Here is a 20,955-nt window from a genome sequence, read left to right as displayed (position 1 = left end):
GGGGGTGAGCGGCTCGTTCAGCCAGCCGAGGCGATGTCGTCGATCAGCGCGAGCAGCGTGCGCACCGGTACGCCCGTGCCGCCCTTGGCCAGGTAGCCGGTCGGCTCGCCCGAGTTGTAGCTCGGGCCGGCGATGTCGATGTGCGCCCACGGCACGTCGTCAGTCACGAACTCGCGCAGGAACACGCCGCCCTGGAGCATGTGCCCGGCCCGGTCCATGGCCGCGTTGACCTGGGAGATGTCGGCGACGTCGGAGTCCATGCCCTTGCGTACGTCCTCCGGCAGCGGCATCGGCCACGCGGGCTCGCCCACCTGCTCGCCGGCCGCCTTCACCCGGTCGCAGAGCTCGGGAGTGCCCATCACGCCGGCCATCCGCTTGCCCAGCGCCACCACCTGGCCGCCGGTCAGCGTCGACGTCTCGAAGAGGTAGTCACACCCGTCCTCGCAGGCCCGGGCAATCGCGTCGCCGAGGATCATGCGGCCCTCGGCGTCGGTGTTGAGCACCTCGACCCGCTTGCCGTTGCGCATCGTCACCACGTCGCCGGGCCGGTAGGCGGTCGCCGAGGCCATGTTCTCCGCGATCGGCACGTACGCCGTGACGGCCACCGACGGCCGCAGCGCGGCGACCGCGAGCATCGCGGCGGTGACCGCGGCGGCGCCGGCCATGTCGGACTTCATCTCCCACATGCCCTGCGCCGGCTTGATCGAGAAGCCGCCCGTGTCGAAGGTGATCCCCTTGCCGACCAGGGCCACGCGCTTGTCGAACTCAGGCGGCGTGTACGACAGCCGCACCAGTCGAGGCGGCGCCGAGGAGCCCAGCCCGACGGCGAGGATGCCGCCGTACCCGCCCTCGCGCAGCGCGTCCTCGTCGAGCACCTCGACCTCGAGCCCGGCCTCGCGACCGGCGGCCGCGACCGCGTCGGCGAACGCGGGCGGGCGCAGCTCGTTCGGCGGGGTGTTGACCCAGTCGCGGGTCTGCGCGACCGCCTGTGCCACCACCGCCGCGCGGGTGACCTCGGCCTCGGCGGTCGCCTCCGCCGCGTCCGGCACGTGTACGACCACCGCGCCGACCGGTGCCCGGCGGCCCGGCTGCGGCTTCGTCTTGTACCCGGCGAAGCGGTATGCGCCCAGCAGCGCGCCCTCGGCGACGGCGCGCACCGCAGCGGGTGCGTCTTCGTCGTCCGGGAGCGGCAGGCTCAGCGCGACCGTGCCCGCGCCGGCGAGCGCGCGGATCGACGCGCCGCTCGCCCGCCGCAGCGTCTCCGGCGGCGGTGCGGCACCGGTGGGCTCCGGGCCGAGGCCGACGGCGGCCACGACCGGCGCGGTGATCGTGCCGAGCGTGGCCAGCTTGGTCACCTCGCCAGGCGCGCCGGTGGCGCCGAGCAGCGCGAGCGTGCCGGTGAGCCGCCCGTCGAAGGCCGCGACGATGCTTTCCGCGCCGCTGGCCAGCAGAAGGCTGCCGCCGTCCCCGTCGGCCACGTCTCCGTTCAAACTGTGCACGCCGATGACGATGGCATCGACGGCAAGCTCTGCTGGATCGGTGTCGACCAGGCTCAGGGTCGGGATCGGGGAGGTCACTCGGCGGCTCCGGCGGGTCTCGCGCTGGCTGGTGTCCCGCCGATGCTAACCACACAGTGAACCTTGGGTAAGTTCCCACCCATGACTCAACCGCTACGGTGTTCGCCGTTGCACGAGCGGCACGTCGCGCTCGGCGCCAAGTTCGCCGCGTTCAGTGGCTGGGAGATGCCCCTGGAGTACGCGGGGGAGGCGTGCTGCGGGAGCACACGGCGGTGCGCGAGGCGGTCGGCGTTTTCGACGTCTCCCACCTTGGCAAGGCACGGGTGACCGGGCCGGGCGCGGCCGACTTCGTCAACTCCTGCCTCACCAACGACCTCGGGCGGATCGGGCCGGGCCGGGCGCAGTACACGCTCTGCTGCGACGAGGCCACCGGCGGGACGATCGACGACATCATCGCGTACCTGCACGCCGACGACCACGTCTTCCTCATCCCGAACGCGGCCAACACCGCCGAGGTCGTGCGCCGTCTCCAGGCGGCGGCACCGCCCTCGGTCACGGTCACCAACGAGCACGAGGGGTACGCGGTGCTCGCCGTGCAGGGCCCGCGCTCGGCTGAGGCGGTCGCCGCGCTCGGGCTGCCCGCCGACCACGGCTACATGAGCTTCGCGACCGTCGACGACCTGGTGGTGTGCCGTACGGGGTATACCGGCGAGCACGGGTACGAGCTGGTCGTGCCGGCCGCGCGGGCGGTCGAGGTGTGGGACCGGCTCTTCGCCGCCGGGGCGGAGCTGGGGCTCCGGCCGTGCGGGCTCGGTGCCCGGGACACGCTGCGTACCGAGATGGGGTACGCGCTGCACGGCCAGGACCTCAGCCCGGAGATCACGCCGCTACAGGGCAGGGTGGGGTGGGCGGTGGGCTGGGACAAGCCGGCGTTCTGGGGGCGCGAAGCGCTGCTCGCCGAGAAGGCGGCCGGCCCGCGGCGTACCCTGCGCGGGCTTGAGGCGCTCGACCGCGGCATCCCGCGCCCGCACATGCGGGTGCTCGTCGGCGACGACGAGGTCGGCGAGGTGACCAGCGGTACGTTCTCACCGACCCGCAAGCTCGGCGTCGGGCTCGCGCTCCTCGACACCGCCGCCGGACTGGCCGACGGCGCCGAGGTGGAGGTCGACGTGCGCGGCCGCCGGTCACGGATGCGGGTGGTCAAGCCGCCTTTCGTGAAGCCGCAGGTGCGCGCCTAGCGGACCGGATCGCCGAAGAGGGTGGCGCAGACGCGCGTGTAGTACGTCCCCGGCGAACCCTGGTAGTGCTCAGGCGGCGCGACGGTCAGGAACGAGTCGGCGTCCGGGTTGGGGCTCGGGTCGAGCGTGAGCGACAGCTCAGCGGCGCGGTCGGAGCCCTTTTCCGGCGGCGCGCCATACGCCACCGCGATGTCGTGGCCGGTCACCGTCACCGTGGCCGGAAACGGCAGGAACGCCGGCTCGCCGGGCGGCTCCAGCGCGTCGCTCCACGTGCGCAGCAGCCGCCGCGCCACGCCGGTGAGCGTCGCGCCCCAGCCGCGGGTCAGCTGCGGCGGCACGTCGTGCGTCTGTAGCTCCAGCAGGCCGAACCGGCCCAGGCCCTTGGTCGTGAACCACATGCCCTCGCCCGGCATGTCACCCGGCGAGTACGGAATCAGGATCCAGTCGGTGAGCCGCACCCGCCCCTCGGCGTCGGGCAGCGAGCGCAGCGCCGCGTCGACCGTGAGCACCTGCGTCTGGAACGCGTCGATCAGGTCGGCGCCCAGTGCCCCGGCGAGCCCGGCGGCGACCGCGCGAGCACTCCACTCGTGCGCGGGCGGCCAGCCGGGCCGGAAGCCGGCGCTAACGGTGATCACGTGCCGCGCCTCCGCCACCCGCCCCACCTGACCCTCGTCCGCGCCGAACGCGGACAGCAGGTCGAGCGGTAGCGGCAGCAGGTCGTCGACCTCGCGCACCTCGATCGTCATGAGCGGCCCGGCGAGCATCTGCTTGGCCAGGTCGCGGGCCGGCCCGGACACCACGCGATCGACTGCCCTGGCGCCCAGGTCGGCAAGCGCCGCGGGCTCGTCGGGCGGGGTCGCGACGGGCACCAGATAGGTGGCCGACACCGCTTCGGGAACGGGCAGGATCAGCGCGTCGTCGGGCTCTCCCACGCCCAAGAACGTTACCCGCTACCCGTCCCGCCGTCCGTCCCGCGCCACGCTCAGTCCAGCACCAAACCCACGTACGTGAGCGTGGTGGTCACCTCGATAGCGGCGCCGAGGACGTCCCCGGTGATACCGCCCACACGGCGTACCACGTGGCGGGTGAGCACGAGCGCGACGGCGAGGGCCGCGACGGCGGCGACCGGACCCTGCCACGGGCGGCCGGGCACCGCGGCGGCGGCCACGACCACGACGGCGGCCGTGCCGACGGCGAGCGGGATCGGCCCTACCGTGCCGGCGACGAGCGCGCCCAGCCCCTCTGGGCGGGCCGCCGGGACACCGCGCCGGCAGGCCCAAGTGGCGGCGAGGCGGCCGACGGCCGTGGCGGTGACCACCGAGGCGAGCGTGGCGTGCCAGGGGCGGTCGGGGAGCGCGGCCAGCGCGGCGGCCTGCACGAGGAGCGCGAGCACGAGGGTGGCCACGCCGAACGGGCCGACGTCCGGCTTCTTCATGATGTCGAGCGCGGCCGGGCCGGAGCGGTACGAGCCGAGCGCGTCCGCCGTGTCGGCCAGCCCGTCCAGGTGCAGGCCGCGCGTGAGCAGCGCACCCAGCGCGACCGTGACCGCGCCGGCGACCAGCGGCGGCGCGCCGGCCGCCGCCAGCACGAGGAGCGCGCCGGCCAGCACCGCGCCGAGGGCCGCGCCCACACCGGCGGCGAGCGACATCGCCGCGCCGGCCGCGGCCCGGTCGATCCGCCCCGCCCGCACGGGCAGGACGGTGAACGTCGTGACGGCCAGCCGGACCCCCGCCCACCACACGGTCAGGAGGCGGCCACCTCGGGCTCAGGTGCCGCCGGGTGCGCGGGCAGCGAGACGCCCAGGCTCACCGCGGCCCGCAGCAGCGGGAGCGCGGCCAGCGACGTGGCACCCTCGCCCAGGTCGAGGCGGAGGTCGAGCAGCGGCTTGAGGCCGAGCACGTCGGCGGCGAGCTTGACCGCGGGGTTGCCGCCGTGGTCGGGCAGCAGGCACCAGTGGCGCGCCTGGCCGGCCAGGTCGCGGCTCGCGATCGCGGCGGCCACGCCGACCGGGCCGTCGAGCAGCACCGGCGTGCGGCGGGCGGTCGCGCCGAGCAGGACGCCCGCGGCGATCGCGATGTCGCCGCCGCCGAGCTCGGCGAGGATGTCCTTGGCGCCGCGCGGGCTCTCCCGGGTGCGGTGCATCGCGTCCCGTACCGCCGCGCAGCGGGCCATCCAGGACGCGTCGTCGATCCGCCCGCCCGGCGTGACGACCCGGGCCAGCACGGTGGACGGCTCGGCGCCGGCACCAGCCGCGAGCACGGCCGCCGCCGCGGCCTCGGTACCGCTGCCACAGGCCGCCAGCACGATCATCTCGACCCCGGAGTCGACGGCCTCCTCGGCGAGCCGCCAGCCGTACCGCAGCGCCGACTCCACCTCGTCCGCGGTGAGCGCCGGACCGTACTCGATCGGCGCCGCGAGCGGCGCCCGCACGACCTGGAGGCTCGCGCCGGCCTCCGCGGCGAGGCGCGCCAGCGCGCCCTCGCCGGCCCGCGCCGCCTCGGCCCGCCGGGTCGACTCACCCGCCGTCGTTCCCGCCGCCGCGCCGCCGGTGTGGTCACCATGCAGCAGGAGTACGCGCACCGACGCCCACGGCACGGGTACGGCGACTCCCTGGGTGCCCGCCGCGAACGACACCACGTCGGCCAGCGCGCCGAGCCCGGCACCGGCGAAGTCGAGCGTGGCGAGCCGGTCGGTGGCCTGCGGACCGGCGTACTCGTCCGGCATCGGCAGGTCCATGCCCGGCTGGATCACCAGTCCGGTAGCGATCATGGGGAGCGTCATCGTGGGCGCGGTGAGCGCGTCGGCCGGGGCCGGTGCCTCGGTCGGCAGCGGCGCCTCGCTCGGTGCCGGCGTAGAGCCGTTGACCGGCACGGCGGCGGCTACCGGCGTGATCACCTCGGGCAGCGGGATCGGCCGCGCGTTGGCGGCGTCGAGCTTGAGCCAGCTCGGCTGTCCGGCCACGACAAGCGCGACCGCGTCGCTCACCTCGGCGACCGCCCGGTTTGCCGCGCCGAGCGCGTCCGCGAACGCCCGCCCCACCTTCGTGGTCGGTACGAGCGAGAGCCCCACCTCGGAGCTGACCACGACAAGCCGGGCGCGGCAGCCCCGTACCGCGTCGGCGAGCGCGTCGGGCCGGCCGCCCTCCGGCAGCCGCCCGGTCACCCAGCCGCCGAGGTCGTCGACGAGCAGGGTCTCCTCCGGCTCGGCCGCGGCGATCAGCTCGACGAGCTGGGCCGGGTCGGGCCCGACCTCCTCGGTGACCCACGAACCAGGCCGCCGCTCGCGGTGCGCCTCGATGCGTGCGGTCCACTCCGGGTCGTCGTCATTGGACGTACCGGTCGCCACATAACGGACAACGGGCGCCTTGCCCACCAGCGACTCGGCGAACTCCGACTTGCCTGATCGGATGCCACCGAGAACCAGTGCGGTACGCCATCCCTCAACGGACATGGTCGTACCTTAGATCGGCTGCCTGAACCCTGTCGGTGGGGCACTAGGCTGGCGGGGGTTCGTGGGGTTTCGTCGAAAACGGGAGGGCCCGAGAGATGCCGTGGAGCTGGCGGTACGAAGGCACGGACGGGCGGGCGGTGGTCGGGCCGGCCGAGCAGTTCGGCAGCCAGGCCGACGCCGAGTCCTGGATCGGCCAGACCTGGCGCGAGTTGGCCACCGCCGGCGTGACCTCGGTGATCCTGACCGAGGACGAGCGCGTCGAGTACAAGATGAGCCTGCTGCCGAGCGCGGAATGACCGCGAGTCGCAGAGGGGCTGTCGTGTCGGGTATCCCGCGGGAGGCCTTTCGGCCGAGCGTGGTGTTCCTGTGCCTTGTCGCTCTGTTCTTGACCAGCGGCTGGATGACCTGGATCGAGTTCGGCAACGTCCGCCTCGACGTCTTCCTCTTCGTGGTCTCGGGTTGGCTTGTCTCGCTCTGCCTGCACGAGTACGCGCACGCGGTCGTCGCCTTCATGGCCGGCGACCGCAACGTGGCGCACCGCGGCTACCTGACGCTCAACCCGCTCAAGTACAGCCACCCGCTGCTCTCGATCGTGCTGCCCGTGGTGGTCGTACTGCTCGGCGGCATCGGCCTGCCGGGCGGCGCGGTGTGGATCGACCGGCACGAGATACCCGGACGGCTGCGGCACACGCTCGTCAGCTTCGCCGGCCCGGCGACGAATGTGGTTTTCGCGCTGCTGCTGGTGATCCCGTTCGCGGTCGGCGTCGACGCCTTCGCGCATCACGACTTCTGGGCGGCGGTCGCGCTGCTCTGCTTCCTCCAGCTCACCGCCAGCGTGCTCAACCTGCTGCCGGTGCCGGGCCTCGACGGCGGCAACATCATCCAGCCGTGGCTCTCGCCGCAGTGGAAGCGGGGCTACGACATCCTCGCGCCGTACGGCTTCATCCTGCTCTTCGCCCTGCTGTGGAACCCGCGCATCTCCGGCTGGTTCTTCGGCGGGGTAAACGCGGTAGGCAACGTTTTCGGCCTCCCCGAGTGGCTCAGGGACGACGGCTTCGCATTGATCCGCTTCTGGTCGTAAAGCGAGGCTCCAGAGACTTCGCCGCTTCCGGCTGGACCCAGCAAAATCCCTGATTTTGCTGGGTCCCGTTGCTGCTGAGGCAGCAAAATCAGGGATTTTGTCGGGATCTTGGTACGTGCTGGGGTTGATCGCCGCGCAGCGGCGTGGGCTTGTCTGCGGGCGGGGTGGGTGGGCGGTGGTGCGCCCCGGTCCGGAGCCCTACCGGGCCGCAGGCCCGCCGCCGGGTGCCCCAGAAGGGGGTGTGGTTGTGTGCCGCGGAGGGTGAGGCCGCGGGAGCAGCGGTCCGGACCACCGCGAGCGTCGCGGTAGCTCGAATCTCCGTCGTGGGCTGGATCCAGAAGAGAACGTGGACGCCCCAGTGACCCCCTGCTCTAAAGGTTCTGGGGCAAGGACGACCCGCCGTCCTTGCCCCAGAACCTCTCGTGGTCGCGCACCGCACCGGCTGTTGCGGCTGAGCGCCGTTCAGGGGCGGCGGGCGACCTGTGCGGTCTTGCCCGGGTCGCGCTCGACGATGGGGTTGACCACCTCGTCGATCGCCTTCAGCACGTCGGCGTCCAGCTTCACGCCGGCCGCCTTCGCGTTGTCGTGCACCTGTTCGGGGCGGGTGGCGCCGACGATCGCGGAGGAGACGTTCGGGTTTTGCAGCACCCAGGCGATCGCGAGCTGCGCCATCGTGAGGCCGGTGCCCTCGGCGATCGGCTTGAGCCGCTGCACGGTGGTGAGCACCTCGTCGCTCATGAACCGCGCGATGAAGCCCGCACCCGACTTGTCGTCCGTGGCCCGCGACCCGGCCGGCGGCGGCTGGCCCGGCAGGTACTTGCCGGTGAGCACGCCCTGCGCGATCGGCGACCACACGATCTGGCCGACGCCGAGCTCCTCGCACATCGGCACGACCTCGGACTCGATGACCCGCCAGAGGATCGAGTACTGCGGCTGGCTCGACACCAGGTGGATCTTCAGCTCACGGGCCAGCGCGTGCCCAGCGCGGATCTGCTCCGCGTTCCACTCCGATACGCCGATGTAGTGCGCCTTGCCCGAGTGCACGACGTCGGCGAACGCCTCCATCGTCTCCTCGAGCGGCGTGGCCACGTCGAACCGGTGCGCCTGGTAGAGGTCGACGTAGTCGGTCTGGAGCCGGCGCAGCGAGCCGTTGATCGACTCCATGATGTGCTTGCGGGAGAGGCCGCGGTCGTTCGGCCCCGGGCCGGTGGGCCAGAAGACCTTCGTGAAGATCTCGAGACCCTCGCGGCGCTCGCCCTTGAGCGCGCGGCCGAGGACGGCCTCGGCGCGGGTGCCTGCGTACGTGTCGGCGGTATCGAAGGTGGTGATGCCCACGTCGAGGGCGGCCCGCACGCACGCGACCGCCGCATCTTCCTCGACCTGTGAGCCGTGGGTGACCCAGTTGCCGTACGAGATCTCGCTGACGAGCATCCCGGAGCGGCCAAGGTGACGGAACTCCATGGTCAGACCCTATCTACAGGACTGGCTTGGTATCCGCGAGGAGTCGATCAATCTCGTCCATCACGTCGCCGCGGCTGGGGTGCACGGGGGCGATCAGCGGCTCGCCGCGGCGGTCGAGGGCGCCCCACTGGCCGTTGCCGTTGCCGACCAGGAACGCCACGGGATGGATGACCACCGCTGGGTGTACCGGTGGCACGATCAGCCGGCCGGCCTTGTCCACCACGCCCTTGCGGCCACCACCGTCCACGATGGCCAGACCCTCGTCGGTGAAGCCGTCCACGTACCGGCCGTCCGTGAGCGCGGTCGCGAACCCGGAGAAGCGGGTCGGCAGCACGACCTTGCCGGTCTTGTCCACCGCGCCCCAGCCACCCTTGCGCACCGCCGCGATGCCCCGCCGGAACGGGCGTACGTCGTCGAAGCCCTCGGAGATGACGATGCGGCCGCTCTTGTCGATCGCGATCCAGCCGCCGGCGCCGTCGCGGGACACCCAGGCCAGCCCGTCCGAGAACGAGCCGACCCCGAAGTAGCCGGCCGAGGCGGTGATGAGCTGCTGCCCCTGCTCGTCGATCAGCTCCCAGGTCTGCGCCTCCGGGCGGCGTACCCAGGCCACCTGGTCGCGGAAGGGCTGCACGTCCGCGTACTCCGGCGGCACGACGAACTCGCCCTCCGCGTTCGCGTACCCCCAGCGCTGCACCCGGTCGTGGAACGTCGGGGCCGGCGGCCGGTGGATCTGGAGGATCTCGTCCTTGGTACGGGGGTACGGCCCCCACCCGTTCTCCGCCACCTTGGCGAAGACCGCGTCGAGAGCGAGCTCGGTACGCGCGATGAGGTCCGGGTCCTCGACCTTGCGCAGCTCCAGAGCGCGTTCGAAGTGGTTGCACGCCTCCATGTACCGGCCCTGGTCGTAGCTGGACCGCCCAGCGTGCTCGTGCATCGTGGCGCGCAGCCGGTCGGGCAGCTCGGAGGAGTTGGCCTCCTCGAAGAGCCGGTCCGCCTCGGCGAAGTCACCCCGCCACTGAAGTACGTGCGCCAGCCGCGCCTGCGCGATCGCGATCCGGCGCAGCTCGCCGGTGGCTTCCGCGTGGGCCAGCGCCAGCTTGCCGTCCGACAGCGCCTTGCCCAGGTCGCCGAGGATGCGGGAGACCACGGCGCGGAGGCTGAGCAGGCGCGCCCGCGCGCGGTTGTCCGTGGCCGGCTCCAGCTTCTCGGTCAGCCGGTCGCGGATCTCCCGTAGCTCCTCCGGGTTTTCCACAAGCTCGCGCAGCGTCTCGTGGTGGAAGCGCCACTCGTACGACGCGAGCACCTGCTCCGGATCCGGCGCGTTGTCAGCGGCCTCGCCCGCCTCGTCGTCGGCATCGCCACCCGGCTGCGGCCCACCGGCGCCCGCCTTGTCGCCGGCGTCGCCCTTCGCGGCACCGTCGCGCGGCACGACGGGCACGAGCGGCGCGAGCATGGTGGGCGCCCGCAACGCGGTGGCCGTACCCGCGGCGGGACCGGCGGGGGCGGGGAGGACCGTGTCCGGGCTCGCTTCCGCGATCGGCCCGTCCACCGTGTCCGAAGGATCGGCATCCGAGTCGTCGCCGCCGGCCGCCGCTCCTGGGTCGCCGCTTTCCTGCTCGGCCTCCGGCCCGTCAGGCGCCGGCGGCCCGGTTGCGCCGCTGTGGTCGGCCGGCTCGTCCCAGGCGTCCGCCGCGCCGGTCTCGTCACGGCGCAGGGACGCGGCATTCTCGCCTGGCACGTCGACCCGCGCCTCCGCATCGGTGTAGGCCTCGCCGTTCGACTCGGCGGCGTCCGTCCACGCCTCCGCCGTGCCGGGCCCGTCTTCGGTCGTTCCGCTCAGGCCCGGCATACCGGCGGCGCCTCCCGCGTCCGGCCACTGGCCGGCGTCCGGCCCGGCGTCCGTCGGTCCGTTCCCGCCCGGTCCCTGGTCGGCCTTGCCCGCGTCGGGCCAGGCGCCGGCGTCCGTCGGTCCGCTTTCGCCCGGTCGCTGGTCGGCCTTGCTCGCGTCGGGCCAGGTGCCGGCGTCCGATCCGGTTTCGGTCGGTCCGCTCCCACCCGGTCGTTGGTCGAGCCTGCCCGTGCCGGGCCACTGGCCGGTGTCGGGCCCGCCACCGGGTGGGGCGGACACCGGACTGGCCAGCGCGGCTGCCGGCGAGACCGGGACGCCGGACACCGGTGCCGGCGACACGGGCTGGGCGGGGGAGACCAGAGGTGCCGGGGCGACTTCGGAGCGATCCATCGACACCTTTCCGGTGTCCTCCGGCGGCGCAGGCGGCGCCGAGGGCTTGGGAGGCGTGAACCAGCCAGCCTCGTCGGCCGGCACCGGGTCATGGCGCCGGGCCGCGGGCTGGCCGGCATCCGCCGGAGGCCACTCGCGGTCTGTGGGTGGGCGGTCGCTTTCGGCTGGTGGCGTGCCGCGATCGGCGGGTGGCCACTCGCGGTCTGCGGGCGTCGTGCCGCTGTCGGGCTGTGGCCTGCCGCGGTCGACCGGTGGCCACTCGCGGTCGGGCGGGGACCAGCGTGGACCGTGGCCGCTTCACGCTCGCTCGGCGGCTGGCCGCCGCGTTCGGCGGTCGATCGGTCCCGGTCGGCGGGCTGCTGGCCATCGCGGTCGGCGGTCGATCGGTCCCGGTTGGCGGGCTGCTGGCCATCGCGGTCGGCGTGCGAGCGATCCCGGTCCGAGGGCTGCTGGCTACCGCGGTCGGTGGGCGGCCAGTCCAGCTCCGAGGGCGGCTGGCTGCCGCGTTCGGCGGTGGGTCGGTCCCGGTCTGACGGTGGCTGGCTGCCGCGTTCGGCGGTGGGTCCGTCCTGGTCCGAGGGTGGCTGGGCACCGCGGTCGGTGGGTGGGCGGTCACGCTCGGCCGGCGGACGGTCGCCGGAGGTCGGTGGCGGCACCCAGCGCATCGGGCCGGCCGGCTCCGGGAACGGGGCGACCGCGGGCCGCGAGGACTCGATGAGTGGCGGTTCGGCACGCCTGGCCGGCTCGGCGAGGCGTGGCGCCTGCGGGGCCGCCGCGGGTGGGACCCGACCAGCAGCCGTCCCCTGCCCCTGACCCGGCACCTGGCCGCGACCCGACCCCGGACCCTGGGCGTTGCCCGGCGGCTGGGCGTGGCCCGGCTGCGCTCGGCCGGTGGCCGGCTGTGCGTGACCCTGCTCGCGTGCGGCGGGCTGCTCATACCCACCCGGCTGGTCGTAGCCACCTGGCTGCTCGTGCCTGCCGGGCTGCTCGTGCCTGCCGGGCTGGTCGTACGCGGCTGGCTGCTCGTACCCGCCTGGCTGCGCGCGGCCCGGCTGCCCGCGACCCGGAACCGGCGGTTGCGCGCGACCGGGCGCTGCCGCGCGGCCCGCCGCCGCAGCGGTGTCCCAGCCGGAACGGCCGCCGGCACCCTCAGAGCCGGCACCCTCGAAGCCGCCAGCACCTTCAAAGCCAGGTGCACGGCGGCTTTCGCCTGCCGCCCGCGCCTCGTCCCGGTGTCCGGCTCGGCGGTCGCCACCGGCACCTGGACCGACCCAGCGATCGCCGCCAGCCTCCGCAGTGGACCGACCGTCTGGTGGCCCGCTCACCGGCCGGCCGCCAGCCGGCTCAGCACCCCAGCCCTCGCGCGCGGCCGGCTGCCGGCGGTCACCGCCCCGGCGCTCGTCCGGCCCGCGTCCACCCGCTCCGGCACCGGGGTCATCCCAGCGCTCGGCCGGTCCGCGCCCGCCCGGTCCGGCGTCAGGATCGCCCCATGTCACGTCGGCGCCGCCGCGTCCGCCGCGCGCGGCTGCCGCGTCCGACCAACGCTCGTCTGCCCGACCGCGTCCGCCAGAGCCGGCGCCCGGCTCGGACCGGCGCTCGTCTGGCCGGCCGCGTCCGCCAGAGCCAGCGGCAGGACCGCCCCGTGCCATGTCGCCGCCGCCGCGTCCGCTGGGCGCCGCACCCGCGTCCGACCAGCGCTCGGCCGGTCCGCGCCCGCCCGACCCGGCGCCGGGTTCACCCCATGTCCCGTCGGCGCCGCCGCGTCCACCAGGCGTGGCGCCCGCGTCCGACCAACGCTCGTTTGGCCGACCACGTCCGCCAGAGCCAGCGCCTGGCTCGGGCCGCCGCTCGTCTGGCCGGCCGCGTCCGCCAGAGCCAGCGCCCGCCTCGGACCGGCGGTCGTCTGGCCGGCCGCGCCCGCCGGGGCCAGCGCCCGGGTCGGACCAGCGCTCGTCTACCCGGCCGCGTGCCCCGGGGCCAGCGCCGGTGTCGGACCAGCGGTCGTCCGGCGTAGAGGGCCCAGCGGCGGCTGGTCGTCTGTCGCTGGGCGCGTCCGGCCACCGTTCGTCCCGGCCGCCGCGCCCGCCAGGACCGCCGCCTTGGGTGCCGGGGCCTGACGCACCGCCGCGGATACCCGGACCAGGTGCGACGCCGCGGCCGCCTCCCGTGCCAGGACCGGCGGTGGCTCCACCCGGAACCGGGGCGCTACCGCGGCCGCCGCGGCCGGGGGACACGGGACGGGGGTCCTGGCCCCAGCCATCCTCGGCCCAGCCGTCACGACCGGTACCGCCGCGACCCTCCGCCGCCCAGCGCTCGTCCGGGGCTCTCCGGGGCCGCGACCGGGCGCGCCGCCGTCCGAGCCGGGCCAGCGCTCGTCACCGCGCTGGCCGCCCGCGGGTCGGCGTTCCTCGTGGCGGCCAGGGCCGTACCGCGGATCCTGCTCAGGACCACCACGGCCGCGCTGCCCGTCACGAGGGTCGACGGGCGCCGCGGGGCCGGGGTCGCCGGGCTGGCTACGGCCGCGTGCGGCGGCGGGGCGCCGGCCCGGTGCGGGCGGTGGTGACCAGCGGATACCGCCGCCGCTCGGTGGGGGCACCGGAAGACCGCGGTCCTCGGCGGCCGAGACCGGCTTGGCCGCCGGCAGGTCGGCGGGGCGGGCGCTCGCCGGGTACACACCCGTGCCGGATCGAGGCGGCACGGAAGCGGAACCGCGGCCCGAGGCAGTCGGGCGGCGCGGGGCGAGGTCGTCGATCTCCTCCGGCGGCAGCTGGTCGCGGCCCGTGTCTCCGGGATACCGCAGGCTGGGGTGGAGAGCCTCCCACTCGTCGGTCCGCTCGTGGATCCACGTGGGCTCGTCTGGCCCGCGCCGGTATCCGAGGAAGTCGTCGCTCATGTCACCCCCGCGGGAGGTGAAGGCCAAGTTTGGCGGTCACGCTAGGCCGCGAGCCCCTGATGGCTTCGCTCACGGCCGATCTCACCTCGTCGGAAAATGTATCGCTTTGCCCCCGCACACACCGGGTAGAGTCGCCCGGCTCGGGTGCTGGCGGTCGTGAAAGAGGGTATCGGCGTGGATTCGGTCAACGCCACTGGCCGCCGGGGGGTACATCAAAACGTTGTCGTGTCCTTTCGGACATTTGCCGCCATAACGGGATCGGGTTTCCGGCGCTACGCCACCTATCGTCAGGCCACCTTCGCTGGCGCGTTCACCAACACGGTCTTCGGCTTCCTCCGCTGCTATGTGTTGCTCGCCGTCGCGGACGCGACGGCCCAAGGGCTGGCCGGTGGTTACGACCGCGCGCAACTGGCCACCTTCGTCTGGGTCGGGCAGGGTCTGCTTGCCGTGGTACTCCTCTGGGGCTGGACCGAGCTCGCCGACCGCATCCGTACCGGCGACGTGGCCGGTGACCTGCTGCGCCCGGTCAACCCTGTGCTCAGCTACCTGGCGACCGACATTGGACGGGCCGGTCACGCCACGCTCACCCGGTTCATCCCGCCGGTGGTGACCGGCCTGATCTTCTTCGACATGTACCTGCCCCGGCGGTGGGTCACCGCCCCGCTCTTCGTGGTCTCGATCGTCCTGGCGGTGCTGGCCTGCTTCGCCTGCCGGTACCTGGTCAACGCCTCCGCCTACTGGCTGCACGACGTACGCGGGCCGATGATCGCCTGGACCCTCGGCTCCGGTGTGCTCGCCGGCCTGTACTTCCCGCTGCGCTTCCTGCCGGACTGGGCCACGCTGGCGCTGTGGGTGGGCACACCGTTCCCGAGCCTGCTACAGACGCCGCTCGACGTGGTCGTGGAGCGGGACCCGCCGGTCGTCCAGGCGGGTCTTGTCGCGCTGCAAGCGGTCTGGGTGGTGCTGCTGCTCGCCGCGTGCGACCGGGTGCAGCGGCGCGCCGAGCGGAAGCTGGTGATCCAGGGTGGTTGACCTGCGGCCGTACGCGGCGCTCTTCCGTGGCCAGGCCCGCTCGCTCACGTCGTACCGCGCGTCGTTCGCGCTGGAGCTGAGCACCAACGTCTTCGCCACGGTCATGGACGTGTTGACCGTGCTCGTACTCTTCCGGATCAGCCGTACGCTCGGCAGCTTCACGTTCCACGAGGCGCTGCTGATGGTGGGGCTCTCCTCGTGCGCGTTCGCCACCGCGGACCTGGCCGTCGGCAACATCGAGCGGATCAAGTTGTACGTGCGCACCGGGCTGCTCGACGCGGTCCTCATCCGCCCGCTCGGCGCCCTGCCCCAGTTGCTGCTCATGGACCTGCCGCTGCGGAAGCTGTCGCGGTGTGTCTTCGGTACCGGCGTGCTCGTCGTCGCGGCGGTAACGGCCGGCATCGACTGGACGCCCGGGCGGGTGCTGCTCGTGGTGATCGCCCCGCTGGCCGGCGCGGTGTTCTTCTCCGCCATCTTCGTGGTGAGCGCCACGGTGTCGTTCTGGTGGGTGGAGACCGGGGAGATCGGCAGCGCGTTCACGTACGGCGGGCGCGACTTCACGTCGTACCCGATAACTGTCTACGGTGGATGGTTCCGCCGCCTCTTCGCGTACGGCATGGGCTTCGCCTTTGTCGCCTACTACCCGGCGCTGGCGATCCTCGGCCGCGCCGACCCGCTGGGGCTGCCCGGCTGGGTGGGCTACGCCGCGCCGTCGGTGGCGGTGGTCGCGGCGGTGACCGCTGGCGCCGTGTGGCGGGTCGGCATCAGGCACTACCGGAGTACGGGGTCATGACGGTGGTCATCGCGGCGCACGGGTTGCGCAAGGAGTTCACGGTACGGGTCAAGGCTGGGCGGCTGCGGCGGGAGAAACGGGTGGTCGCCGCGGTCGACGGCGTGGACCTGCGGGTGGAGCGCGGCGAGATGCTCGGCTACATCGGGCCGAACGGCGCGGGCAAGTCCACCACGCTCAAGATGCTGACCGGCATCCTCACCCCGTCGGCGGGCGAGGCGCGGGTGTGTGGGCTGGTCCCGGTCCCACAGCGCACCCGGCTGGCGCGGCGGATCGGCGTGGTCTTCGGGCAGCGATCGCAGCTGTGGTGGGACCTTCCGCTGCGTGACTCGTTCGACCTGCTCCGCCACATCTACCGGGTGCCCGCCGCGGAGCACGCCGTCCGGCTAGCCCGCTGCCGCGGGCTGCTCGACCTCGACGAGTTCATGGATACGCCGGTGCGCCAGCTGTCGCTGGGGCAGCGGATGCGTGGCGAGCTGACCGCCGCGCTGCTGCACGGCCCCGAGGTGCTCTTCCTGGACGAGCCGACGATCGGGCTCGACGTGGTGAGCAAGCAGGCGGTCCGCTCGTTCCTCGCCGAGCTGGGCGCGAGCGGCGACGTCACGCTCGTACTCACCACGCACGACCTGGCCGACATCGAGCGGCTCTGCCAGCGGCTCGTCGTGATCGACCACGGCCGGGTAGTACACGACGGGAGCATCGAGGCGCTCCACGCCCGGTACGGCTCGCGCCGCCGGGTCGTGGTCGACCTGGACGAGCCGGTCGGCGAGCCGCCGGAGGGTGCGGTGGTCGAGTCGGACGGACGGCGGCTCGTGTTCACAGTGGACGGTCCGGTGGCGCCGGTGATCGCGCGGCTGGCCGCCCTCCCCGCGCTCCGCGACCTGACCATCGTGGAGCCCGACATCGAGGACGTGGTGACCCGCCTCTACCTCAGTCCGGATGCTCCATGACGAGCACCACGAGGGTGTCGGGCTCCAGCGCCTCGTACACGTGCTCCACATCGCCGGGAAACGCGGCGTAGTCACCCGGGCGGAGTTCGATCGGCTCGCTGGCCGGGCCCGTGCGCACCCGTCCGCGCGCCACGATCATGTGCTCGACGCTGCCCGGGATGTGCGCCTGCGCGTTCCGGAGCGCGCCCGGGTCCAGCTCCACCAGGTAGATGTCCCGCCGCGCGTGCCGGGAGCCGACGGAGAGCAGGATGCCGGTGAAGTCGGCCTGCTCCGACCGGATCCCGGGCGCCTCGCCGGCGCGGATGACCCGGACCGGCGGGGTGGGCGGCTCGACCAGCCGGCTGAACGGCACGCCCAGCGCCACCCCGAGCGACCAGAGCGTCTCCACGCTGGGGTTGCCGGTGCCCGCTTCCAGCTGGGAGAGCGTCGACTTGGCGATCCCGGCGCGGCGGGCCAGCTCGGTGAGGGAGATGCCGACCCGCTCCCGCTCGCGGCGCAGCGCGGCGGCGATCGTGGCGAGCGGCGGTGCTGTTCGGTCCATCGTCCGATCCGTTCGACTTGACGAACACGGGCTACGTGTTCACTATTTTGTACTATGCGTACGGCAGAGCGAACGACTGACCGTTCACTGGTTCGGGACGTGGCCGCGATCGGCCTCGCGGTGTTCGCGGTCGGCATGTCGTTCGGCGCGATCGCGGTGGCCTCCGGGCTGCCGGCCTGGGCAGCCATCGCGATGTCCCTGGTGGTCTTCGCCGGCGGTGCCCAGTTTATGGCGGTGGGGCTGGTCGCGGCCGGCAACCCGTTCGCCGCGGTCTTCGCCGGCCTGCTGCTGAACGCCCGCCACCTGCCCTTCGGCCTGGCCATCGCGGACGCGGTGGGCACCGGCTGGCGCCGCCGGCTGGTCGGCAGCCACATCCTCGTCGACGAGTCGGTCGCGTTCACGATGGCCCAGCCCGATCCGGCGACCCGGAGCCGGGCGTACTGGATGACCGGCGCGACGCTCTTCGTCTCCTGGAACATCGGCGGGGTGCTCGGCGTGCTGCTGGGCGAGGCGGTCGGCGACACGGACGCGTTGGGGCTGGACGCGGCGTTCCCGGCCGGGTTGATCGCGCTGCTGCTGCCTTCGTTGCGGGACAAGGAGACGCGGAACGTGGCGCTGGCCGGCGCGGCGGTCGCCGTGGTCGCGACGCCCCTGCTGCCGGCCGGCCTGCCGGTGCTGCTCGCCCTGAGCGGCCTGCTGCTGATGCGGAGGAAAGCCTGATGCTCATCGCGGTGATCGTGGCGCTGGCGGTCGGTACGTACGGTTTCCGCCTGGCCGGCGTGGTGCTGCACGACCGGCTCGACCTGCCCGCGCCGCTGCGGCGGATGCTGCCGCTCGCGGCCGCGGCGCTGCTGGCCGCGCTGGCCGGCACGGCGACGCTGACCGACTCCGGCGGGTTCGCCGGCATCTCACGCCCGCTGGGGGTCGCGGTAGGCGCGCTGCTGGCCTGGCGCAAGGCCCCCTTCGTGGTCGTCGTCCTCGCGGCGGCGACGACCGCCGCACTGCTCCGCCTAGCCGGCGTCCCCTAACCCCACCCCCTCGCCGTTGATCAGGGACTTGGTGGGCTTGTCCTGCGGCGCGTCGCTCCACCAAGTCCCTGATCAACGGGGAAGGGGGCGCGGGTCCCGGAAGTTGCGGGACATCTGTCGGGCGCCGCCGGGACTAGTTGCGGGCGAGTCTCCAATGGACGGTTCTCACCGATCGGGAGGAGCGCGCGATGACAAGTCCGAAGCAGGCTAGCGGGGGACCAATCTTCGTGGTCGGTACCAACAACGCGATGGTTCACGTCTATCGGGATGTGCAGAGCCTTCTGGACGCCCGGGAGATCAAGCCGGACCAGCTCAAGTCGGTCGAGTTCTTCGACGTGCAGGGCCGCAAGATTGTGCCGGTGCTCAGCGACACGGGGGCGCTGACCGGTTTCAAGGACTCGGGCAACCCGCCGGACACGGCGGGCGTCCAGCAGCGGCTCTACACCACCCGGGCCAACCTGGCCAGCAGCGTCGACGCCCGCATCGCCAAGCACCAGCCAAAGGTGACCAGGGACGAGGCGTTGAGCAACCTCGCGGTCCTGGAGGGTCGGAGCCTGCCAGATTGCTACGTCCTACTCGAACCGATCTTCTCCCACTCGTACGCTAACGCCGGACGCCAGCCGCGGCACGACGGCAGCTGGTGGCACAACTTCTGGGCGCACTGACCGTAAGGGGCCTGTCTGGCAGCGCCCGCGTGCGGTGGTGATCGGCGTTCGGTTGGAGGCGTGATGGGTGGCATTCCCGGCGCGCGACGAAAGCCCCGGCGGGCTGCCGCCGTGGCCGCCGGGATGGCAGTCGTGCTGCTTGTGCTCATTGGACAGTTGCTCGACGACCGTGCGATCGGGCTGCGGGCGCTGGTGCTGACGGCGGGCCTGGCGGTGTTCGCACCGCTGGGCGCGCTGGTCCTCGCCGGCGTCCCGCGGCACCCGGTTGGTCGGCTCATGTTCGCGGCAGGCGCCGTCGCCTGCGCGTCACTTGTGGCGGCGAGCTGGGCGGGCTGGCTGCCGTTCGCGTGGTTCAGCCAGTGGTCCGGCTGGCCGCCGCTGGGGCTTCTCGTGCTCGCCCTGCTGTACTTCCCGGACGGCCGGCTGCCCTCGCCGCGCTGGCGGGTGTTGGCGATCGGGATCGCGGGTGCCACGGCCGTCGTGGCGGTGGCGCTCGCGGTGGCCGCGCTCGACCACCCGCGCGACCTGGTCACCAGTGCGGGCACCACGCTCACCGGCCGGGCGCAGGTGCTCGACCAGGTGGCGAAGGTGGCGGTGCTCGCGGTGGGCGCCGGCCTGGTCGGCGTCGTGGCCTCGCTGGTCGTGCGGTGGCGCCGGTCCGTCGGTGAGACCCGCCAGCAGCTGGCCTGCCTGTTGCCCGCCGCCGTGCTCTTCCCGGTCGCGCTCGTGTTGGAGGGCTTCGGCCTGGCCGGGTCGTGGGCGCTGGCCGCGGCCGTCGTGCCGCTGGCGATGACCGTGGCCGTGCTGCGCTACCGGCTGTACGACCTCGACCGCGTGATCAACCGTTCGGTCGTGTGGCTGGTGATGAGCCTGCTGCTGATCGGCGGGTTCGTGGCGATCGTGGCGATCCTGCGCGACCTGGTCATGCACGGCAGTACATCGAACGCCTCGCTGGTCGCGACCGGCATGATCGCGGTTACCTTCGAGCCGGTCCGCCGGCGGGTGCAGCGCATCGTCGACCGCCTGCTGTATGGCCAGCGCGACGACCCGTACAAGGTGATCATCGACCTCGCCGACCTGCACGGGAAGACCACCGACCCGGACGCGATGCTGCCGCTGCTCAGCAGTGCGATCGCGGGTTCGCTCCGGGTCCCGTACGTGGCGGTGCGGGTGGCCACGCCGGACGGGCCGCGGCTGGTCGCCGAGCACGGGCGCACCGGTACGTACCTGGAGGAGTTCGACATGGTCGCGCGCGGCGAGACGCTCGGCCAGCTGCTTGTCGCGACCCGGGGCGTGGGCGACAGGTTCAGCCAGCGGGAGCGGCGACTGCTCGGCGACGTGGCGCAGTACTTCGCGGCGGTGACCGAGGCCACCCGGCTCATCCGTGACCTTCAGGATTCCCGCGAGCGGCTGATCACCGCACGCGAGGAGGAGCGCAAGCGGCTGCGTCGCGACCTGCACGACGGCGTGGGGCCCGCGCTGACCGGTATCGGTATGCAGGTGCGGGCGGCCCGGAAGGCGGCGAGCGAGCCGGACCGGGTGAGCCGGATCCTCGAGGACATGAATTCCGACCTCCAGACGTGCCGATCCGAGGTGCGGCAGCTGCTGGACCACCTGCACCGCCCGGCCGAGCTGGACCGGGGGCTGGAGGCCGCGCTGCGCGCCCAGTGCCAGCGCTTCCACAGCGCCTCGCTCAGCGTGGACCTGCACGTGGCCGCGCATCTCGACGGCCTGCCGGCGGCGATCGAGGTGGCGGCGTACCGCATCGTCAGCGAGGCCCTGACCAATGTCGTAAAGCATGCCAAAGCGGAGAGCTGTCGCATCACCATCGACGCCGACCGTGCGCTGAGCATCGACGTGATCGACGACGGCATCGGTATCATGTCCGGCGGCAACGGGAACATCGGTGTGGGCCTGGAGTCCATGCGGGAGCGGGCCGCTGAGCTGGGCGGTGAGTGCGTGGTCACACCCGGCGACGCGCGCGGCACGGCTGTCCGGGTGCAGCTCCCGATCCCGATTGGGCGACGCGCCCGGAGAGATGCCGATTCTCCCGTTTGAGGGTACGCATTC

Annotated in this window: 18 protein-coding genes and 2 pseudogenes; 11 read left to right on the top strand and 9 right to left on the bottom strand. The window is 73.4% G+C overall.

The genetic code is table 11. The features are described from left to right. Positions 1-17 precede the first annotated feature (17 nt). Positions 18-1,577 carry a leucyl aminopeptidase gene (locus tag Pflav_RS25275; RefSeq protein ID WP_173038761.1) on the bottom strand — a complete coding sequence of 520 codons (1,560 nt, stop codon included), beginning with the start codon at positions 1,575-1,577 and terminating at the stop codon, positions 18-20. An 81-nt stretch (positions 1,578-1,658) separates the two neighbouring features. Here Pflav_RS25275 and gcvT point away from each other — a divergent pair. Beyond that, positions 1,659-2,755 (top strand): annotated as a pseudogene (gene gcvT, locus Pflav_RS25270) (glycine cleavage system aminomethyltransferase GcvT). On the opposite strand, the gene Pflav_RS25265 reads toward gcvT, so the two are convergent. The 3 genes and pseudogenes from Pflav_RS25265 to Pflav_RS25255 form a co-directional block, all read right to left on the bottom strand. Then, positions 2,752-3,687 carry a hypothetical protein gene (locus Pflav_RS25265; protein WP_173038759.1) on the bottom strand — a complete coding sequence of 312 codons (936 nt, stop codon included), beginning with the start codon at positions 3,685-3,687 and terminating at the stop codon, positions 2,752-2,754. The pseudogene gcvT and the gene Pflav_RS25265 overlap by 4 nt on opposite strands. A gap of 50 nt (positions 3,688-3,737) precedes the next feature. Then, on the bottom strand, positions 3,738-4,496 hold the full coding sequence (locus Pflav_RS25260; RefSeq protein WP_377308093.1) for an adenosylcobinamide-GDP ribazoletransferase: 759 nt from the start codon (positions 4,494-4,496) through the stop codon (positions 3,738-3,740). 11 nt (positions 4,497-4,507) lie between these two features. Further along, positions 4,508-6,205, bottom strand: a pseudogene (locus tag Pflav_RS25255) (bifunctional adenosylcobinamide kinase/adenosylcobinamide-phosphate guanylyltransferase); the annotation flags it as partial. 95 nt (positions 6,206-6,300) lie between these two features. Between Pflav_RS25255 and Pflav_RS25250 the strand changes: the two are divergent. Together Pflav_RS25250 and Pflav_RS25245 are read left to right on the top strand one after the other, a co-directional pair. Further along, the gene (locus Pflav_RS25250) at positions 6,301-6,501 is read left to right on the top strand and encodes a hypothetical protein (RefSeq protein WP_173038756.1); all 201 of its coding nucleotides are present in this window, start codon (positions 6,301-6,303) and stop codon (positions 6,499-6,501) included. Further along, entirely contained in the window at positions 6,498-7,286 is a 789-nt protein-coding gene (locus Pflav_RS25245) for a site-2 protease family protein (RefSeq protein WP_173038754.1), read from the top strand. Before Pflav_RS25250 ends, Pflav_RS25245 begins: the two co-directional genes overlap by 4 nt. Before the next feature lie 462 nt (positions 7,287-7,748). On the opposite strand, the gene Pflav_RS25240 is transcribed toward Pflav_RS25245, so the two are convergent. Beyond that, positions 7,749-8,747 (bottom strand): aldo/keto reductase family protein, encoded by a 999-nt coding sequence (locus Pflav_RS25240; RefSeq protein WP_173038752.1) that lies wholly within the window; start codon positions 8,745-8,747, stop codon positions 7,749-7,751. A gap of 13 nt (positions 8,748-8,760) precedes the next feature. Further along, the gene (locus Pflav_RS46200; RefSeq protein ID WP_232071894.1) at positions 8,761-10,986 is read right to left on the bottom strand and encodes a WG repeat-containing protein; all 2,226 of its coding nucleotides are present in this window, start codon (positions 10,984-10,986) and stop codon (positions 8,761-8,763) included. Positions 10,987-11,237: 251 nt separating this feature from the next. Between Pflav_RS46200 and Pflav_RS25230 the strand changes: the two genes are divergently transcribed. Continuing rightward, positions 11,238-11,519 (top strand): hypothetical protein, encoded by a 282-nt coding sequence (locus Pflav_RS25230; RefSeq protein WP_173038750.1) that lies wholly within the window; start codon positions 11,238-11,240, stop codon positions 11,517-11,519. A 959-nt stretch (positions 11,520-12,478) separates the two neighbouring features. Here the strand turns inward: Pflav_RS25230 and Pflav_RS25225 are convergent. Beyond that, the gene (locus Pflav_RS25225) at positions 12,479-12,667 is read right to left on the bottom strand and encodes a hypothetical protein (protein WP_173038748.1); all 189 of its coding nucleotides are present in this window, start codon (positions 12,665-12,667) and stop codon (positions 12,479-12,481) included. 273 nt (positions 12,668-12,940) lie between these two features. Then, positions 12,941-13,879 (bottom strand): hypothetical protein, encoded by a 939-nt coding sequence (locus Pflav_RS25220; protein WP_173038746.1) that lies wholly within the window; start codon positions 13,877-13,879, stop codon positions 12,941-12,943. A 225-nt stretch (positions 13,880-14,104) separates the two neighbouring features. Here Pflav_RS25220 and Pflav_RS25215 point away from each other — a divergent pair, with 225 nt between their 5' ends. Genes Pflav_RS25215 through Pflav_RS25205 form a run of 3 tightly spaced genes read left to right on the top strand, consistent with a single transcriptional unit; the run spans position 14,105 to position 16,651 of the window. Further along, on the top strand, positions 14,105-14,911 hold the full coding sequence (locus Pflav_RS25215; RefSeq protein ID WP_232071893.1) for an ABC transporter permease: 807 nt from the start codon (positions 14,105-14,107) through the stop codon (positions 14,909-14,911). Beyond that, positions 14,904-15,704 (top strand): ABC transporter permease, encoded by an 801-nt coding sequence (locus Pflav_RS25210; protein ID WP_173038742.1) that lies wholly within the window; start codon positions 14,904-14,906, stop codon positions 15,702-15,704. Before Pflav_RS25215 ends, Pflav_RS25210 begins: the two co-directional genes overlap by 8 nt. After that, entirely contained in the window at positions 15,701-16,651 is a 951-nt protein-coding gene (locus Pflav_RS25205) for an ABC transporter ATP-binding protein (RefSeq protein WP_173038739.1), read from the top strand. Before Pflav_RS25210 ends, Pflav_RS25205 begins: the two co-directional genes overlap by 4 nt. Here the strand turns inward: Pflav_RS25205 and Pflav_RS25200 are convergent. Next, a complete protein-coding gene (locus Pflav_RS25200; RefSeq protein ID WP_173038737.1) occupies positions 16,632-17,192 on the bottom strand; it encodes a helix-turn-helix domain-containing protein in 561 nt (186 codons plus the stop codon). The two genes, Pflav_RS25205 and Pflav_RS25200, sit on opposite strands and share 20 nt — an antisense overlap. Positions 17,193-17,291: 99 nt before the next feature. Here Pflav_RS25200 and Pflav_RS25195 point away from each other — a divergent pair, with 99 nt between their 5' ends. The 4 genes from Pflav_RS25195 (at position 17,292) to Pflav_RS25180 (ending at position 20,943) form a co-directional block, all read left to right on the top strand. Continuing rightward, complete coding sequence (locus tag Pflav_RS25195) at positions 17,292-17,912, top strand: AzlC family ABC transporter permease (RefSeq protein WP_232071892.1); 621 nt, start codon at positions 17,292-17,294, stop codon at positions 17,910-17,912. After that, positions 17,912-18,220 (top strand): AzlD domain-containing protein, encoded by a 309-nt coding sequence (locus Pflav_RS25190; protein WP_173038734.1) that lies wholly within the window; start codon positions 17,912-17,914, stop codon positions 18,218-18,220. Before Pflav_RS25195 ends, Pflav_RS25190 begins: the two co-directional genes overlap by 1 nt. Positions 18,221-18,408: 188 nt before the next feature. After that, positions 18,409-18,885, top strand: coding sequence for a hypothetical protein (locus tag Pflav_RS25185; RefSeq protein ID WP_173038732.1), 477 nt, complete (start codon positions 18,409-18,411; stop codon positions 18,883-18,885). Between the two features lie 63 nt (positions 18,886-18,948). Continuing rightward, a complete protein-coding gene (locus Pflav_RS25180) occupies positions 18,949-20,943 on the top strand; it encodes a sensor histidine kinase (RefSeq protein ID WP_232071891.1) in 1,995 nt (664 codons plus the stop codon). Positions 20,944-20,955: the final 12 nt, after the last annotated feature.

The organism is Phytohabitans flavus (assembly GCF_011764545.1).
Lineage (GTDB): Bacteria > Actinomycetota > Actinomycetes > Mycobacteriales > Micromonosporaceae > Phytohabitans > Phytohabitans flavus.
The sequence above is the reverse complement of the archived record's forward strand: the minus strand, read 5'-3'. Positions and strand labels throughout refer to the sequence as shown.

Bases quoted from the DNA above. Each gene is read 5' to 3' on its own strand.
- Pflav_RS46200 (WP_232071894.1), bottom strand. From the start codon at position 10,986: ATGGATCGCTCCGAAGTCGCCCCGGCACCTCTGGTCTCCCCCGCCCAG.
- Pflav_RS25220 (WP_173038746.1), bottom strand. From the start codon at position 13,879: ATGAGCGACGACTTCCTCGGATACCGGCGCGGGCCAGACGAGCCCACG.
- Pflav_RS25185 (WP_173038732.1), top strand. From the start codon at position 18,409: ATGACAAGTCCGAAGCAGGCTAGCGGGGGACCAATCTTCGTGGTCGGT.
- Pflav_RS25245 (WP_173038754.1), top strand. From the start codon at position 6,498: ATGACCGCGAGTCGCAGAGGGGCTGTCGTGTCGGGTATCCCGCGGGAG.
- Pflav_RS25200 (WP_173038737.1), bottom strand. From the start codon at position 17,192: ATGGACCGAACAGCACCGCCGCTCGCCACGATCGCCGCCGCGCTGCGC.
- Pflav_RS25240 (WP_173038752.1), bottom strand. From the start codon at position 8,747: ATGGAGTTCCGTCACCTTGGCCGCTCCGGGATGCTCGTCAGCGAGATC.
- Pflav_RS25250 (WP_173038756.1), top strand. From the start codon at position 6,301: ATGCCGTGGAGCTGGCGGTACGAAGGCACGGACGGGCGGGCGGTGGTC.
- Pflav_RS25180 (WP_232071891.1), top strand. From the start codon at position 18,949: ATGGGTGGCATTCCCGGCGCGCGACGAAAGCCCCGGCGGGCTGCCGCC.
- Pflav_RS25205 (WP_173038739.1), top strand. From the start codon at position 15,701: ATGACGGTGGTCATCGCGGCGCACGGGTTGCGCAAGGAGTTCACGGTA.
- Pflav_RS25190 (WP_173038734.1), top strand. From the start codon at position 17,912: ATGCTCATCGCGGTGATCGTGGCGCTGGCGGTCGGTACGTACGGTTTC.